Annotated in this window: 18 protein-coding genes and 3 tRNA genes; 5 read left to right on the top strand and 16 right to left on the bottom strand. The window is 47.7% G+C overall.

The annotated features are described in order from the left end of the window. Positions 1–4: 4 nt before the first annotated feature. From motB to flhD, 4 genes are all read right to left on the bottom strand, one after another. The gene (motB, locus tag C3D30_RS12245; protein ID WP_105286933.1) at positions 5–931 is read right to left on the bottom strand and encodes a flagellar motor protein MotB; all 927 of its coding nucleotides are present in this window, start codon (positions 929–931) and stop codon (positions 5–7) included. Next, the gene (gene motA / locus C3D30_RS12240) at positions 928–1815 is read right to left on the bottom strand and encodes a flagellar motor stator protein MotA (protein WP_000906346.1); all 888 of its coding nucleotides are present in this window, start codon (positions 1813–1815) and stop codon (positions 928–930) included. Before motA ends, motB begins: the two co-directional genes overlap by 4 nt. 124 nt (positions 1816–1939) lie before the next feature. Beyond that, the gene (gene flhC, locus C3D30_RS12230) at positions 1940–2518 is read right to left on the bottom strand and encodes a flagellar transcriptional regulator FlhC (RefSeq protein ID WP_001291598.1); all 579 of its coding nucleotides are present in this window, start codon (positions 2516–2518) and stop codon (positions 1940–1942) included. A gap of 2 nt (positions 2519–2520) precedes the next feature. Then, positions 2521–2871: a flagellar transcriptional regulator FlhD gene (flhD, locus tag C3D30_RS12225; RefSeq protein WP_001516558.1), complete on the bottom strand. Its 351-nt coding sequence runs from the start codon at positions 2869–2871 to the stop codon at positions 2521–2523. Between the two features lie 776 nt (positions 2872–3647). Here flhD and uspC point away from each other — a divergent pair. Continuing rightward, positions 3648–4076, top strand: coding sequence for a universal stress protein UspC (gene uspC / locus C3D30_RS12220; protein ID WP_000122664.1), 429 nt, complete (start codon positions 3648–3650; stop codon positions 4074–4076). A 6-nt stretch (positions 4077–4082) separates the two neighbouring features. On the opposite strand, the gene otsA is transcribed toward uspC, so the two are convergent. The 5 genes from otsA to araF form a co-directional block, all read right to left on the bottom strand. Beyond that, on the bottom strand, positions 4083–5507 hold the full coding sequence (otsA, locus tag C3D30_RS12215) for an alpha,alpha-trehalose-phosphate synthase (protein ID WP_105286932.1): 1425 nt from the start codon (positions 5505–5507) through the stop codon (positions 4083–4085). After that, positions 5482–6285 (bottom strand): trehalose-phosphatase, encoded by an 804-nt coding sequence (gene otsB / locus C3D30_RS12210; RefSeq protein WP_000138762.1) that lies wholly within the window; start codon positions 6283–6285, stop codon positions 5482–5484. The genes otsA and otsB overlap by 26 nt, the downstream gene beginning before the upstream one ends. A 163-nt stretch (positions 6286–6448) precedes the next feature. Further along, positions 6449–7435: an arabinose ABC transporter permease AraH gene (gene araH, locus C3D30_RS12205; protein WP_010356944.1), complete on the bottom strand. Its 987-nt coding sequence runs from the start codon at positions 7433–7435 to the stop codon at positions 6449–6451. 14 nt (positions 7436–7449) lie between these two features. After that, positions 7450–8964 (bottom strand): arabinose ABC transporter ATP-binding protein AraG, encoded by a 1515-nt coding sequence (gene araG / locus C3D30_RS12200; protein WP_001187791.1) that lies wholly within the window; start codon positions 8962–8964, stop codon positions 7450–7452. 73 nt (positions 8965–9037) lie between these two features. After that, positions 9038–10027 carry an arabinose ABC transporter substrate-binding protein AraF gene (araF, locus tag C3D30_RS12195; protein WP_000548667.1) on the bottom strand — a complete coding sequence of 330 codons (990 nt, stop codon included), beginning with the start codon at positions 10025–10027 and terminating at the stop codon, positions 9038–9040. A gap of 789 nt (positions 10028–10816) precedes the next feature. Here araF and C3D30_RS12185 point away from each other — a divergent pair. Next, the gene (locus C3D30_RS12185) at positions 10817–11320 is read left to right on the top strand and encodes a non-heme ferritin-like protein (protein WP_000246122.1); all 504 of its coding nucleotides are present in this window, start codon (positions 10817–10819) and stop codon (positions 11318–11320) included. Positions 11321–11403: 83 nt separating this feature from the next. On the opposite strand, the gene yecJ is transcribed toward C3D30_RS12185, so the two are convergent. Further along, on the bottom strand, positions 11404–11655 hold the full coding sequence (gene yecJ, locus C3D30_RS12180; RefSeq protein WP_000082114.1) for a DUF2766 family protein YecJ: 252 nt from the start codon (positions 11653–11655) through the stop codon (positions 11404–11406). 114 nt (positions 11656–11769) lie between these two features. After that, positions 11770–11856, bottom strand: coding sequence for a stress response protein AzuC (gene azuC / locus C3D30_RS20350; RefSeq protein WP_077629254.1), 87 nt, complete (start codon positions 11854–11856; stop codon positions 11770–11772). Between the two features lie 264 nt (positions 11857–12120). Between azuC and yecR the strand changes: the two genes are divergently transcribed. Next, positions 12121–12444, top strand: a complete 324-nt coding sequence (gene yecR, locus C3D30_RS12170; protein ID WP_105286930.1) for a YecR family lipoprotein — start codon at positions 12121–12123, stop codon at positions 12442–12444. A gap of 178 nt (positions 12445–12622) precedes the next feature. After that, positions 12623–13120 carry a non-heme ferritin gene (gene ftnA, locus C3D30_RS12165; protein WP_000917207.1) on the top strand — a complete coding sequence of 166 codons (498 nt, stop codon included), beginning with the start codon at positions 12623–12625 and terminating at the stop codon, positions 13118–13120. Between the two features lie 37 nt (positions 13121–13157). Here ftnA and C3D30_RS12160 read toward each other — a convergent pair whose 3' ends face one another. Beyond that, complete coding sequence (locus C3D30_RS12160; RefSeq protein ID WP_105286929.1) at positions 13158–13397, bottom strand: YecH family metal-binding protein; 240 nt, start codon at positions 13395–13397, stop codon at positions 13158–13160. A 191-nt stretch (positions 13398–13588) separates the two neighbouring features. Between C3D30_RS12160 and tyrP the strand changes: the two genes are divergently transcribed. Beyond that, positions 13589–14800 carry a tyrosine transporter TyrP gene (gene tyrP, locus C3D30_RS12155; protein WP_105286928.1) on the top strand — a complete coding sequence of 404 codons (1212 nt, stop codon included), beginning with the start codon at positions 13589–13591 and terminating at the stop codon, positions 14798–14800. 62 nt (positions 14801–14862) lie between these two features. Here tyrP and yecA read toward each other — a convergent pair whose 3' ends face one another. From yecA to C3D30_RS12135, 4 genes are all read right to left on the bottom strand, one after another. After that, complete coding sequence (gene yecA / locus C3D30_RS12150) at positions 14863–15528, bottom strand: UPF0149 family protein YecA (protein ID WP_105285540.1); 666 nt, start codon at positions 15526–15528, stop codon at positions 14863–14865. Positions 15529–15722: 194 nt separating this feature from the next. Continuing rightward, positions 15723–15809 (bottom strand) — tRNA-Leu (locus C3D30_RS12145). 12 nt (positions 15810–15821) lie between these two features. Continuing rightward, positions 15822–15895 (bottom strand) — tRNA-Cys (locus C3D30_RS12140). A 52-nt stretch (positions 15896–15947) separates the two neighbouring features. Beyond that, positions 15948–16023, bottom strand: a tRNA-Gly gene (locus tag C3D30_RS12135). Positions 16024–16135 lie beyond the last annotated feature (112 nt).

The following is a 16135-nucleotide window of genomic DNA, read 5'->3' as shown; positions in this document are numbered from 1 at the left end:
GCTGTCACCTCGGTTCGGCTGATGGCATTGTGGGAACACTGACCTGCGGTGCGCTCCCTGTTTTTTCCAGAACACTTACCGGCTCATTCTGGCTTTCAGCGTTTTCATGCAAAATAGCTTGTTCGGCTTGTCTGTTCAGAACCAGCAGGCTGATTCGACGATTGACGGCATCATCAGGTCCACGATCGCTTAAACGCATGGTGGCTGCCATGCCTACGACGCGCAGAATTTTGCCATCAGCCAGACCGCCCACCATTAGCTCACGGCGCGACGCATTAGCGCGTTCGGCAGAAAGCTCCCAGTTGCTATAGCCTTGCTCACCCTTGGCGTAAGGGAAATCATCGGTATGACCGGAGAGACTGATACGGTTAGGAATACCGTTCAGCACAGGCGCAATACTCCGCAGAATGTCACGCATATAGGGTTCGACGTCAGCACTGCCGGTTTTAAACATCGGGCGATTCTGGCTGTCGATAATCTGAATGCGTAAACCTTCCTGCACCAGATCGATTTTGAGATGTGGACGCAGCGCCCGTAGTTTCGGGTCTGATTCAATAAGCTGGTCGAGATCGCCCCGCAATTTCCGCAGCCGACTTTGCTCCATGCGTTTTTTCAGTTCTTCAATGTCTGGCTGCTTATTCACTTCTCCCTGGCTTTGGGTGTAATCATCACCCCCGCCAGGAATTGGGCTTTCACTATTCGAAATGCGATCGCCGCCCGTTACTGCCGTCGCCAGCGGCGTGCGGAAATATTCCGCAATCTGAATCAGCTCTTTTGGGCTGGAGATGGAGATCAGCCACATCACCAGAAAAAAAGCCATCATCGCAGTCATAAAGTCAGCATAAGCAATCTTCCACGATCCATGCGCCGCGCCGTGACTTTTCGCTTTGCGTCGCTTGACGACAATAATTGGATGCGCGTGATTCTTCATGCTTCCTCGGTTGTCGTCTGCTGTTGCGGATTTTTCACTGCACGAACGTGCTCTTCCAGTTCGACGAACGACGGGCGCTCGCTGGAATAGAGCGTTTTGCGACCAAATTCAACCGCAATTGGCGGTGCATAACCGTTGAGATTAGAAAGCAGTATGACTTTGACGCACTGCATCATTTTGCTGGTCTCTGCGCTTTTCTGGCGCAAAACACTTGCCAGCGGGGAAATAAATCCGTAAGCCAATAAGATACCGAGGAAAGTCCCCACCATTGCATGAGCAATCAGCGCCCCCAGTTCGGCGGCAGGACGATCGGCTGAACCTAACGCGTGAACCACCCCCATCACTGCGGCGACAATACCAAATGCCGGGAGCGAGTCACCGACCAGCGCCAGACTGTTTGCCGGGACTTCCGCCTCGCTTTCGTGAGTCTCGATCTCTTCATCCATCAAAGCTTCGATTTCGAAGGTATTCATGTGACCACTAATAATCAGGCGCAGATAATCGACAATAAAATCAAGCATGACGGCATCTGCCATAATGCGAGGATAACTGGCGAAGATCTCGCTCTCGCGAGGATTTTCAATATCGCGCTCCAGCGAAAACATGCCCATCTGGCGTGATTTCGCCATTAGCCGGTAAAGCAGTGCCAGCAGATCCATATACATCGCTTTGGTGTATTTGGAGCGGCGAAACAGTAACGGCAGCGCCTTAAGCGTGCCTTTGATGGCTTTACCGTTGTTGCCGACAATAAACGACCCAATGCCTGCACCGGCAATAATCACCAGTTCAGCGGGTTGATAGAGTGCTCCAAGGCTTCCGCCGGTCATCAAATAACCGCCGAAAACTGTACCGAGAACAACCAGGTAACCTAATAAGATAAGCACGACATCATCCTTTCACTGTTGACCATGACAGGATGTTCAGTCGTCGGGCGTTAACTTACGGTCGGGGAAAAAAAGCAGCGACAATCACTTGCCGCTACTGGAATGTTTCGCCATATCGCGTGAGTTAAACAGCCTGTACTCTCTGTTCATCCAGCAGTTGAGGGATAATATCGGCAGGGTCTTGAGAAAGTTTACGTCTTTTTACCGCTCGTGATGGCGGCTGACATAAGCTGCAGGCAAAGCTGCCAACAGGCTGATGGGCATGGGTGATAAAATTACCGCCGCAGCACTTGCAACTGGAAAGTTGTAGTAAACCACTTTCAACAAATCGCACCAGTGTCCAGGCGCGTGTCAACGCCAGCAGAGGGCCTTCTTCGGCTTGCGGACACTGTTCGAGGTATAAACGATAGGCTTTGATCACGGCATCGACGCCGTTACATAACCCGGTTTTCAGCAAAAACTGCCATGCATTACAAAACATCGACGCATGAACATTTTGTTCCCAGGTCATAAACCAGTCGGTGGAGAATGGCAGCATACCTTTCGGCGGCGGACTTCCGCGCAGTTCTTTATAGAGTTTGATCAGACGTCCGCGACTTAATTGTGTTTCACTTTCCAGCATCTGCAAACGAGCGCCGAGGGTGATCAATTCCATTGCCAGCTGAATATCCCGGGCTTCCTGAACAATGCTTTTTTCGCTCATTATCAGGCCCTTTTTTTACGCAGCACTTCTTCGGGCTGATTAACATCATTCAACAAACGTGTAGAGAGCATGATACCGGTATGAACTTGCTGGAGATCGTCAACGCGGGAATCCTGCGTCAACTGATTAATAGTCTGGTGGCTGTCAAAGCGGAAATGACAAATCAGTTGATTGGTTTCTGCCAGTTTAACCATTTGCGGAAGCGTCAGCGTCGCTAACGTTGTTGCCATTTCTTCATTAATACCGAGACGAAACATGGCGGACGCTTTGTCCTGAACGATCAGACGTTGTGCAAGAAGTAAATATGACAAATTGATGTCATAAATATGTTTCAGCAACTCGGAGGTATGCATTATTCCCATCCAGAATAACTAACTTTATTTTTATGCGGTATCACCGCACCCCGTGATGTCGCCGGGAAATCCCGGTAAAAAGTAAATAACCATGGAATAGTTGCGATCAACGAAAAAACACAGGCATCGTAAGAGATGAAACAATCCCTTACAGAGAGTAGTGTTTTTTACACTTATCTAAGATTTTTCCTAATTCGACGCAACTGTACTCGTCACCACTCACACATACAACGGAGCGACGCTGCGATTTTCGATAATGTGTGACTCAGATCACACAAAACACTCAATTACTTAACATTAATGTATAAGTCATACTTTTGTTTTGGTGATATTTCATTCTGTTAAAAAGTTTTTCAGCGCCCCTGACTTCAAAAATGAAGTGGATGCATAAAATTATTATGTTGCGCACTGTTAATATAAATCACCGTAAATAACCATATGTTATGTATGAAATAAATTTATTTATCCTCTATAAATTATTTTCAAACAGAGAGTTACATAACATGAGCCTGTTCAAGTGAAAATAAAGCCGGGAACTCCTCAAATGTTAAGCAAATGTTTTACAAATATTATCCATTTGTTTTATAAGGAAAATAGTTAATTTCACTTCTTATAACCACACTGGTGATCGCATGATAACATTTCGGTACTAATTAATTATTCTTACTAGTAACCATCCTAATATTTACCTTTTTGACTGAGTTGTTATTGCATCAGTGCCTCATTCAGAGTAAAGCTGTAATAACACCTGAAGTTCACAGAATAAGGAGCAGGTTATGAGCTATACCAATGTTCTTGTTGCTGTAGCTGTCTCGCCAGAAAGCCAGCAACTGTTAACAAAAGCGGTATCTATCGCCCGTCCGGTTAATGGACGCATAAGTTTGATCACTCTCGCTTCCGACCCGGAAATATTCAATCAATTAGCCGCACCGATGCTTGAAGATTTACGCAGCGTGATGCATGAAGAAACACAAAACTTTCTTGATAAATTAATTAAGGATGCGGGATATCCGGTAGAAGAGACGTTTATTGCTTGCGGAGAGTTAAGCGAACATATTCTGGCAGTGTGCCGTAAACATAAATTCGATTTGGTGATTTGCGGCAATCATAACCACAGTTTCTTTTCGCGAGCATCCTGCTCAGCGAAAAGTGTGATTGCCTCAAGCGAGGTCGATGTACTACTGGTTCCGCTTAAGGGAGATTAACCGCGATTACGCCAGTTTCGGAAAGGTGGCAACTTTATCGCGCTGCTGACTTTCCGCGCTTCGCGGAACTATCTGCTTTAGGTCGCGAATAAAATACTCCTGCCAGTGATTAATGTCGTTTTTCACAATAACTTCCAGCATTTCTGCATGGCGGGAAATACGTTCCGCCAGCGACATCGTCAACGCCCGATTGAGCGCCGCCGCAACTTCATCACGATCGTATGGGTTTACAATTAACGCCGACGTCAGTTCGTTTGCCGCCCCGGCAAATTGCGAAAGTACCAGTACGCCCGGATTGGCAGGATCTTGTGCGGCAACATACTCTTTCGCGACCAGGTTCATTCCGTCGCGCAGCGGCGTCACTAATCCAACATCGGAATAGCGGAAGATTTTCATCAGTAATTTACGATCAAAATGCTGATTCAGATAATAAAGCGGCGTCCAGCCTAATTGACCATATTTGCCGTTAATTCTCCCGGCTTCATTTTCCAACTGATGACGAATATCCTGATACGCTTGCACATCACCACGCGACGTTGGCGCAATCTGGGTATAGCGAATTTTACCGTGATGTTGCGGATATTTTTCCAGCAACGCTTCATAGGCGAGAAAACGCTCCGGCAAACCTTTGGAATAATCCAGTCGTTCGACAGAAAAGATATTCTGTACATTTTTCAGTTCCGCTTTTAGTTGCGCCAGTTTTGCCGGCAGTGGTCCGGCAGCCTGTTTGGCAATCTCATCTGGTTCAATGCCAATGGGGTAAACTTCGGTTCGAAACGCTTTGCCCCAGGCCGTATGGCTTTTTGAGCTACGCGTCGTAACGCGGGTCAGGTTAGAAAGGCAATCCAGGAACGCCAGACGATCGTTCTCTGTCTGGAAACCCAGTAAATCATAATCACAAAGCTGTTCAAGCAAGGTGTCATACGTCGGCAGCGCATTGAAGATTTCCGGCGTCGGGAAAGGAATATGCAGGAAGAAACCAATGCGATTATTCACCCCACGTTTGCGTAATTCATGCGCAAATGGCAACAGGTGATAATCGTGAACCCAGATAATGTCATCGTCTTCCAGCAGCGGCAGTAATTTATCTGCCAGTAACGCATTTACGCGTAGATAGCCGTCCCAGGCAGGACGCTGAAATTGCACCAGATCGAGTCGATAATGAAATGCAGGCCAGAGAACGGCATTAGAGAATTGGTTGTAGTATTCGTCGAGATCCTGTTCGCTGAGGTTAAAAGAGGCCCAAGTAATATTTCCTTTTTTCACCTTTTTTAGCGGCTGAACCTCATTCCCTGTTTCGCCACTCCAACCAAACCACAGCCCACCTGCGGCTTTCAGTGCCCCCAGTATGCCGACAGCAAGGCCACCGGCACTGGCGGCGTGCTCGTCTGGTGGTGCAATCCGGTTAGATACTACGACTAAACGACTCATAGTCATCACTCCTGTTATTTTCTCTTTTTTGTTGTTGTAATGCGTTGGTTATCATTTCAAGCCAGCTCCAGACATCCGGCACGCCCGCCAGCCGCCATGATGCCTGAGTCGCTCCGGTGCCAATTTTCACTGACATTCCACCCAGTCGGTTAACGACCGCGAAGCCAGATTCATCGGTTAAATCATCGCCCAGAAAAACGGGCTTACGGCCGACAAAGGGAGCTTCCTGCATAAAGGCTGCAATCGCCTCCCCTTTACTGGTGTTTCCTGGTTTAATCTCGACGACACACTTTCCCTGCTGTAATGCCATTTGCGGCCAAATCTGGGTAATGCGTTGCGCTAATGTCAATAAGGCGTCTTCGTGCTGCGGCGCCTGACGATAATGCAGCGCAAACGCCATCCCTTTCGCCTCCACTTCCGCACCGGGATAGTGGCTGATTGCCGTATGCAGTTGAACGCTGATATCGCGGGCAATCGCATCCGGCAAATGAACGATATGCGTTTTACCATTGATGTCACGGCGCTCCGCCCCATGCACGCCCGCTAACGGGAAGCGATAAGGTTTTGCCAGTGCGTCAAGCTCGACCATTGAGCGCCCTGATATCAATGCCAATGCACCATCACTTGCGGTTGCCAGTAGCTGAAGTCCTTGCAGAATATTGTCAGGCACGACGACCTGATCGGGATGCGGTTTAATTTCCGCCAGCGTTCCATCGAGATCAAAAAACCAGGCATATTTCGCGGATAGTTCAGGGGGTTCGGTTAACGGTTCTGTCACCCGGTACTCCTCCTTATCTTTTTATAGTTCGCGCAGAACGCGCTTTACAGACATGTAAGTATAGACAGTGTGACGTAGCTCGCCATTTGCAAAAAAGAACAGCCAGCCGTTGTGGCGGCTGGCTGTGATGGAAAAAAGAGCTAAATTGTTGCGAAAAAAAGCATCAGACAGTGCGTTTCGCTTTTTGCTTGTAACGGTCGAAGATCACCGCCGCCAGCAGGATTAAGCCACGAACCACGTACTGCGCGAAAGGAGAAATATTGAGCAGGTTCATAGCATTTTCTACAGTCCCTAAAATTAAGATACCCGCCACCACATATGAGATTTTTCCGATGCCACCTTTCAGAGAAACGCCACCTAAAACGCAGGCTGAGATAACAATCAACTCATAGCCAATCGAGGTCATCGGCTGACCGCTGGTCATGCGCGAAGCCAGAACAATCCCGGCAATCGCCGATACCAGACCAGAGAGAACGAAGATAATGATTTTGGTGCGGACAACAGGTACACCCGCCAGACGCGCGGCCTCTTCGTTACCGCCAATCGCCAGCGTATTACGACCAAAGGTAGTTTTGTTCAGCAGCAAGCCAAAGATTATCAGGCAAGCGACAGTGAGCCAGATTGGCGCAGGCAGGCCGAACCAGTTGGCATAACCGAGAGCAAAGAAACTTTCATCTTCGATACCGACCGCTTTACCGTCAGAGATGATATACGCCAGACCACGGACAATCTGCATCGTCGCCAGCGTGGTAATCAAGGCGTTAATTTTAAGTTTAGCGATAACAAAGCCATTCACCAGACCGCAGAGGACGCCCAGCAGCAAACCTGCCGCCACGCCTATCCACAGGCTTTCGGTCAGATTGATAACCACCGCCGTAGTGACACCTGCACAGGCAATGACCGAAGCAACAGAAAGGTCAAAGTCACCCGACGCGAGACAGAACAACATACCGCACGCCACCATCCCCGACATGGAGATTGCCAGCCCCAGCCCTTTCATATTAATGAAGGTGGCAAAGTTCGGGACAAAAATGGCACAGGCAATAAACAGCACCGCAAACACCACCAGCATACCGTACTGATCCCAGATACGGCCGAAGCTGAATGACGACTTAGGTGCGCCAGAACCCGATGTAGAAACAGAAGACATCATACTCTCCTTACTCAGGCAACTGCCTGACTGACTTTAGGCATAGCAAGGCTTAGTGCCTGACGCTCATCTGCCTGCTCGTGTAGCAATTCACCAGCGATTTCACCTTCACGCATGACGACAATACGGTCGGCGACGCCGAGGACTTCGGGCAGATCGCTGGAGGCAAACAGCACCGCCACCCCCTGCGCCGCCAGCGCATAAATCACATTATATATTTCGTGCTTGGCTCCCACATCAATACCGCGCGTAGGTTCATCCAGCAAAATGACTTTCATATCTTCCGATAACCAGCGTCCCAGAATGGCTTTTTGCTGATTACCACCGGAGAGATTCATGATTAATTGCTCTGCTCCTGGCGTTTTGATATTGAGCGAACGAATATGGTGATCAGCATTATTTGCTTCCCAGCCGTTATTGATCACGCAACCGCCGAGAACATGCTTGCGACGGGCGCTGATGTTGATATTGTCACGGACGGAATGCACCGGAATAATGCCTTCCGCTTTACGATCTTCTGGACAGAGCATCATGCCAGCAGCAATGGCGTGGCCTGGTTTACGGATATCGATCGGCTTTTGGTCGATATAAACCTGACCGGCGGTGATTTGCGTCCCACCAAACATGCCTTTCATTAATTCGCTGCGTCCTGCCCCCACCAGACCAAACAGACCAACGATTTCACCACTGCGAACGGTCAGGCTTATTGGCGTACGCACACCAGGCGCCTTCACGGCATCCAGACGCAATCGCTCCTCACCATAGCTACGCGGTTGCCAGCCGTAGATATCGCCGATATCGCGACCAACCATCGCCTGTACCAGTGCGTCGTGGTCAACCTGCTGCATATCGGTAAAGGTTTTGACATAACGCCCATCTTTAAAGACGGTGATGGCATCGCTGAGGGCAAATATTTCTTCCATACGGTGAGAAACGTATAAGATCACCCGCCCCTCTTTTCGCAGTTCACGAATAACGCGGAAAAGATTGTCGATTTCACGGGCAGACAGGGAGCTGGTTGGCTCATCAAAGGCGATAATTTTGGCGTTACGCGCCAGAGCTTTGGCAATTTCAACCATCTGCCACTGACCAATGGAGAGATATTTCAGCGGCGTAGCCGGGTCAATATCCATACCCAGATGTTTGAGTTGTAAACCTGCTTCATAATTCAGCAGTGAACGATTCACAATGCCGCCTTTATGGGGAAGCTGGCCGAGATAAATATTTTCCGCGACGGTCATTTCCGGCACGAGATGCAGTTCCTGGTAAATAATCGCCACACCCGCGTTAAGCGCAGCGGTCGTGTCGGAAAAGGACATTTCTTGTCCATTAATCACTACAGAACCCGTGGTTGGCGCATAGTTTCCACTAAGGATTTTTAAGAGTGTTGATTTTCCTGCGCCATTTTCACCCATCAACGCATGAACCTGACCGGCATAGCAGTCAAAACTGATATCCGTCAACGCCTTAACGCCGGGGAAAGTTTTACCAATGCCGCGAAATGAGAGATACGGGGTAGACTGTTGCATAACGTCTCCGTGAATCACTGGTCTTTCACACCCCCTCTGCACAATAAAGGCAGAGGGGAATTTTTACGGCAGATTACTTACCGCCTAAACCTTTTTTCTCCAGTTCTTCTTTAAAGTTGTCGCGCGTAATCAGAACTACATCGGTAACTTCAGTGAATTTTGGTGGTTCTACGTCTTTCGCTACCCAGTTGTAGAGCATTTCGCTGGATTTATAGCCATGTACGTCCGGGCTTGGCAGGAGTGAACCGTAGAAACCGGTAGCCTGCGCTTTTGACAGCTCGCTCACCGCATCCACCCCATTGATACCAATACCAATGATGTCCGCCGCTTTAAAGCCCTGACCTTCCGTTGCACGTACACCGCCCAGCACGGTGCTGTCATTCATCCCGACAATCAACCAGTGTTTAACTTCAGGATGCTGAACCAGCATGGAGTTGGCGGCGTCAAATGCCCCTGGGATGTCGTTAGATTTGGTGGGAACCTGATAAATTTGTTTTTCCGGGAATCCGGCGGCTTTCAGCGCATCCATAGAACCCGTGGTACGGCGACGAGCGGTATCCAGTTCGTTGGCAGTAATCGCCATTACGGCACTTTCTTTTACGTCCCAACCACGTTTCTGCATCTCTTTATACAGTTCCTGGCCCTGACGCTCACCAATTTTGGTCGCCGCCATCATCACCAGCGGCACGGTATCCATCGGCTTACCTTTGGCATTTACAAACTGGTCATCCACGGCAATCACTTTCATACCATAGCCACGTGCTTTCGCCACAATTGCGGAACCCAGTTTCGGGTCTGGCGTACAAATGACAAACCCTTTCGCACCGCTGGCAGCCAGACTGTCGATGGCGTTCAGCGTCTTTTCGCCATCCGGCACGGCAATCTTAATAACGTCAAACCCTAAATCTTTCCCGGCTTTATCGGCAAACTTCCATTCGGTCTGGAACCACGGCTCTTCTGGTTGCTTTACCAGGAAACCGAGTTTCAGGTTTTCCGCCATAGCGGATTGTGACATAACGGCAGCCAGACCAATGGCTGCAAGAGCTTTAGTAAATTTGTGCATGGTTATCTCCAGCTTTAGCGTCATTTTGTGTAGGGCAAAAACTAAGAACTTTTGTTAATTCAATCGGAAAACAAAGCATTACCTTTATCGAAAAGATAATTGACTGTGTTGGCATAGTTTTAGCGAGAAATTAATTCTCCATAGGAGAGCAATATCACATAGCAGAATTACAGTGAGAACGTGCATAAATTCAGCGAGAAATGACATACTGGAATCGGTAATTGTCTGACAAATCAAAAAAGCATTAGCAGAATAATCCATGACATTAGCCTGGAAATCCTTGTGGTGTGCTTTGAGAGGCAGGGAGTGTCTTTTTTAATCTAATTATTACCGGGCAAGAGGTTGTTCATTTGCGCTGAATAGTGAAAGGAGAAAGAAGTCTCTAAACCTTGCACCAATCAATTTCTACATTAATTATCACCTCATTTATTAATTAAAGGTAACGCTATAACGAGAGCATTATCGCATAATCGAAAAAACACCTTAAAATATCAAAACATCATCATGTCATTAAGAAATCATTTTAATATCAATGAAATACATCAATATGACGCATTAGGAATTATTGCAAACTAATTGATCTCACCAATGAAATGTAAAAAAATATAAATCCGGTGATTTAAGGATTTTCTTATATCAGTTCAGACGTTATGCTTATTTCAGATCATCGTCAGAATTGACTCCACGATCACATTTTGGACATGCAGAAAGGAATTATTCTGCAAGCAGTAATTACGGTGTTTTGATTCATCTTGCACCTCACGTCTTCTGGATATAAGGATATTAGGTATGGCAACCACTGGAATGCTTCTCAAACTCAACACCCAAATGAACCGCGAGTTTTACGCATCCAATCTCTACCTTCACCTGAGCAAATGGTGTTCTGAACAAAGTCTGAATGGCACCGCTACTTTCCTTCGCGCCCAGGCTCAAAGTAACGTGACGCAAATGATGCGCATGTTTAACTTTATGAAAAGTATCGGAGCAACTCCCATCGTTAAAGCTATCGATGTACCAGGAGAAAAGCTTAACTCTCTGGAAGAACTCTTCCAAAAAACGATGGAAGAATATGAGCAGCGTTCAAGCAAGCTGTCACAATTAGCCGATGAAGCTAAAGAATTGAATGATGATTCTACCGTCGATTTCCTGCGCGATCTGGAAAAAGAACAGCAGCACGATGGCCTGTTGTTGCAAACCATTCTTGATGAAGTGCGCAGCGCGAAACTTGCCGGTATGTGCCCTGTCCAGACCGACCAGCATGTTCTTAATGTCGTGTCGCATCAGATACATTAATCATGTTCGGCGCTTTAAAACATGCGCCGGATACAAATAATTTTGAGAAAACCGCTGCTTCATACTTTGAAGCAGCGGTTTTTTTAATGGGATTCACCTTGCGGAGTAAATTTCAGTTCAATCAGCGCGATAGCTTTTTGGATAGCGCGCATCGTTACCGGATCGGCTGCGGCGGGATGGTTAGTAAAATCGATATTCTTCAGCTGGCTGGACATTTTTTCACGCAACTCAACAGGTGCGATCACATCGAGTACGTCGAGAATTTGTTTGATTACCAACTGGCAAGCGACAACATCAGAGACCAGTTCCTGATCGGCATTCAGCGGCTGGGACATTGTAAACTCCTGATAGCATTTTGAAAGCCGCTATAGTAGCGACTTCCCCTCCACAGCGATAGTCACATCCGCCATCACCAGGGCACAAAAAAACCTGCCGAAGCAGGTTTTTTGTTATCTGAACATATTGCCTGGCGGTACGTCTTTGAACGTCTTGCAATAGTTATCGAACATGCTTTTCAGGATTTTGCGCAGTTTCATTGAGGTACTCCGACCATTTGTTATGCAGGTGTTATCGTCTTTACGCTTATAATATGATATCCATCACAAAAATCAATCTTTATGTGATTTACATCACACAAATATCCCTTTAATGTTATGAAATTGATAACCCACAAAGTCACCATAAAGCATCTGACTTCTGGGAAAAGCAAGGAATAGCGCCGATCCGTCGTCTTTTCTGTCCATAACCTGATCCTGCGCGCAGGTACAATACCTGTTTCTTCTCCCTTTTCAGGCCGTGACATGAAACATCTGATAATTGTTTTTTCGCTTTTAACATTAGCGGGCTGCACCGTAACTCGTCAGGCTCAATTGAGCGAGGTTAATGTCACGAGCGGTATTGTACGCCTCGTTTATGACCAGGCGTTTTTACAACACGCCCGTACTGACAGTTATCTTAATCAGAGAATAGCGGAACGCGCATGTCAGCACGCTGGGTTTACCCGCGCCATTGCGTTTGGGCAACCTGTAAGTAACTGTAGTCTGTTTGCGGGGTCGTTATGTCTGAATACGGAATTTACGTTGTCGTATCAGTGCCAAAATTTAATGCCCTCGACTTATCAATAAAGACCTTAATCAGCGAGGGATGCTTCGCTGGTTAATTAATTCCACGAATAGCGTTAATGCGTTTTATTCCCATTCGTATTTTTAATAATTGAATTTAATATTTTACCTTTTGCAAATAATAAAATAACAAATTATAGTGGCGCCACAGCAACAAAAATAACCTTTGTGGAGCACTATCATGCTGAAACCAGAAATGATTGAAAAACTCAATGAGCAGATGAACCTGGAACTGTACTCTTCACTGCTTTATCAGCAAATGAGCGCCTGGTGCAGCTATCATACCTTTGAAGGTGCGGCTGCATTTCTGCGCCGCCACGCCCAGGAAGAGATGACGCATATGCAGCGTCTGTTTGATTATCTGACCGATACCGGAAACTTACCGCGTATTAATACCGTTGAATCCCCGTTTGCTGAATATTCTTCACTTGATGAATTATTCCAGGAAACCTATAAGCATGAACAATTAATCACGCAGAAAATTAATGAACTGGCTCACGCCGCCATGACCAACCAGGATTACCCAACGTTTAATTTCCTGCAATGGTATGTTTCTGAGCAGCATGAAGAAGAGAAGTTGTTCAAATCGATTATTGATAAATTAAGTCTGGCCGGTAAAAGCGGCGAAGGTCTTTATTTCATCGATAAAGAACTTTCTACCCTCGACGCGCAAAACTAATCTATTCTGGCGGCAGATTTACTGCCGCCGTTTCATATCAGTGGCGACAAATTTTACTTGTATCGGTTGAGAACCCTTCTTCGCCGGGAATAAATTTACCTTTCGCCGCCAGAAACGCCACCAGCTCTCCCACCGTCATCCCTTCCGCCGAGCAGGTATGAAAACGCGCCTGTTCACCAAAACGCGCTTTGATCGCCGCTTCCAGACTGGCGTGCGTATATTGCTCGCCTGATTCAATCATCATATTTAACACTTCATGACCGTGAATAGAGTCCATCGTTCCTCCTCAAAAAGGGCATAGCGTATGCGATATCCGCTCATCAAGGCTTTGCGCCAGCGCAGTTCTGAATGCATTTCATTGTACATTTTTATTTACAGCAAATGTAACGTCGATTTGACGAGGAATGTAGAATGCCTTAACCTGCGCCGCAGATATCTCTCATAAAGATCGTCAGGACAGAAGAAAGCGTGAAAAACAGAACTCTGGGAAGTGTTTTTATCGTGGCAGGAACCACAATTGGCGCGGGTATGTTGGCAATGCCACTGGCGGCAGCAGGCGTCGGTTTTAGTGTCACATTGACATTGTTAGTTGGTCTGTGGGCATTGATGTGTTACACCGCACTGCTATTGCTGGAGGTGTACCAGCATGTCCCCGCAGATACCGGTCTGGGCACGCTGGCAAAACGCTATTTGGGGCGTTATGGGCAGTGGCTCACTGGCTTCAGTATAATGTTTTTAATGTATGCCCTGACAGCGGCGTACATTAGCGGTGCCGGTGAATTACTTGCCTCCAGCATCAGTGACTGGACCGGTATTCCAGTGTCGGCAACCGCTGGCGTGTTGTTGTTCACTTTTGTTGCCGGTGGTGTGGTTTGTGTCGGGACGTCGCTGGTCGATTTATTTAACCGCTTTCTGTTTAGCGCCAAAATTATTTTTCTGGTGGTGATGCTGGTACTGCTGCTACCGCATATTCATAAAGTGAATCTTTTAACTCTACCGCTGCAACAAGGACTCGCGTTGTCTGCGATCCCGGTAATTTTTACGTCATTTGGCTTCCACGGTAGTGTACCTAGCATCGTCAGTTATATGGATGGCAACATTCGCAAGCTGCGCTGGGTATTTATTACAGGTAGTGCGATCCCTCTGGTGGCGTATATCTTCTGGCAACTGGCGACGCTGGGCAGCATTGATTCAACAACTTTTATGGGACTGCTGGCTAATCATGCCGGGCTCAACGGGCTGTTACAGGCATTACGCGAAGTGGTGGCCTCACCGCATGTCGAACTGGCGGTGCATTTATTTGCGGACTTAGCCCTCGCAACGTCCTTCCTCGGCGTAGCATTAGGCTTATTTGATTATCTTGCGGATCTGTTTCAGCGTTCAAATAGCGTTGGCGGGAGAATGCAAACCGGGGCAATTACTTTTCTGCCACCGCTGGCATTTGCTCTGTTTTACCCACGTGGCTTTGTGATGGCGCTGGGTTACGCCGGTGTGGCGCTTGCTGTACTGGCGTTGATTATCCCTTCCCTGCTGACCTGGCAAAGCAGAAAGCATAATCCACAAGCAGGTTATCGGGTTAAAGGCGGCCGTCCGGCGCTGGTACTGGTGTTTCTCTGTGGTATTGGCGTGATTGGAGTGCAATTTTTGATTGCAGCAGGATGGTTACCAGAAGTGGGGTGATTAAATAGCCTCACATATCCTTGTTCGGTGCCAGAATTAACTCTGGCACCCAATGTGACCTCTTAATGCAGGCAGCACTGCTTAAATTTCTTACCACTACCGCACGGACAAGGATCGTTACGACCCGGTTTTTCTTCTGCTTTGATCGGTTGCTGAACAGGCTTTTCCTGCTGATGAGCCATCCAGTAAGCGTGCAAATCAAGTGCCGCCAGTCGAATGGCATCCACACTCTCATCAAACGCTTCCGGTGACAGCTTCTCTACCCGCTCGAAGTTTTCTTCCGTACCGTGCAGCGCAATCGCCTCAAGCGCCGGTTTTAAGGATTCCGGCAATGCCGACCAGTCAGAGAGGGCAACGCCACGCATATAGCCAAAGCACCACTCCTCAACGATCGTCAGCTCACGACCATCAACCTCTCGCAGACCAAATAACGGCTCAAACTGATCAGGAAATTCGTTCAGACGCTCTGCGGTATCGGCCATATGTTGAAAAGCCAGGTTCATAAAGCGCGTCATCTCTTTTTCTGACGCCCAGCGCGGTACATAGTCCGCCCCACCCCAGACGGCCACCAACCACTGTTCTGGTTCAATTTCTTGCGGAGAACTCAACACCGCCGTCAATAAACCGTCCAGCTCAGCTACATCAAGGATGGCGTGGTCTGTGTTGTATTTGGTCAGGATATCATCCAGCCATTCCAACTCACTTTCGTTCAACGGTCCCGTTTTCATACGCTTTTCCTTGTGGATCTCGACTCGCCAGCGTCTATCTTACATGTCGCTCTGGCATAGAGATACTTTTTGAGTGGATTACCTGGTGATTAAAAATAAGAGGGGTATAACGATAAGTGGCAGACACAAAAAAACCACCCGAAGGTGGTTTCACGACACTGCTTATTGCTTTGATTTTATTCTTGTCTTTCCCATGGTACCCGGAGCGGGACTTGAACCCGCACAGCGCGAACGCCGAGGGATTTTAAATCCCTTGTGTCTACCGATTCCACCATCCGGGCTCGGGAAAAAATTGGAGGCGCGTTCCGGAGTCGAACCGGACTAGACGGATTTGCAATCCGCTACATAACCGCTTTGTTAACGCGCCAAATTCTTCAGGCTTTTCAGCCAGACACCCGCTTAAGCCGATGTCTTTTAACTGGAGCGGGAAACGAGACTCGAACTCGCGACCCCGACCTTGGCAAGGTCGTGCTCTACCAACTGAGCTATTCCCGCATTCATCAAGCAATCATCTAATCACTTGATTTTATTATCGTCTGGCAATCAGTGCCGCCGTTCGATGCGTTGCATTCTACTTACCTGACGCGATGAGTCAACGATATTTTTC

It is taken from the genome of Escherichia sp. MOD1-EC5433, assembly GCF_002966005.1.
In the GTDB taxonomy this organism is placed as follows: domain Bacteria; phylum Pseudomonadota; class Gammaproteobacteria; order Enterobacterales; family Enterobacteriaceae; genus Escherichia; species Escherichia ruysiae.
This window is presented reverse-complemented; position numbering and strand designations above follow the sequence as displayed.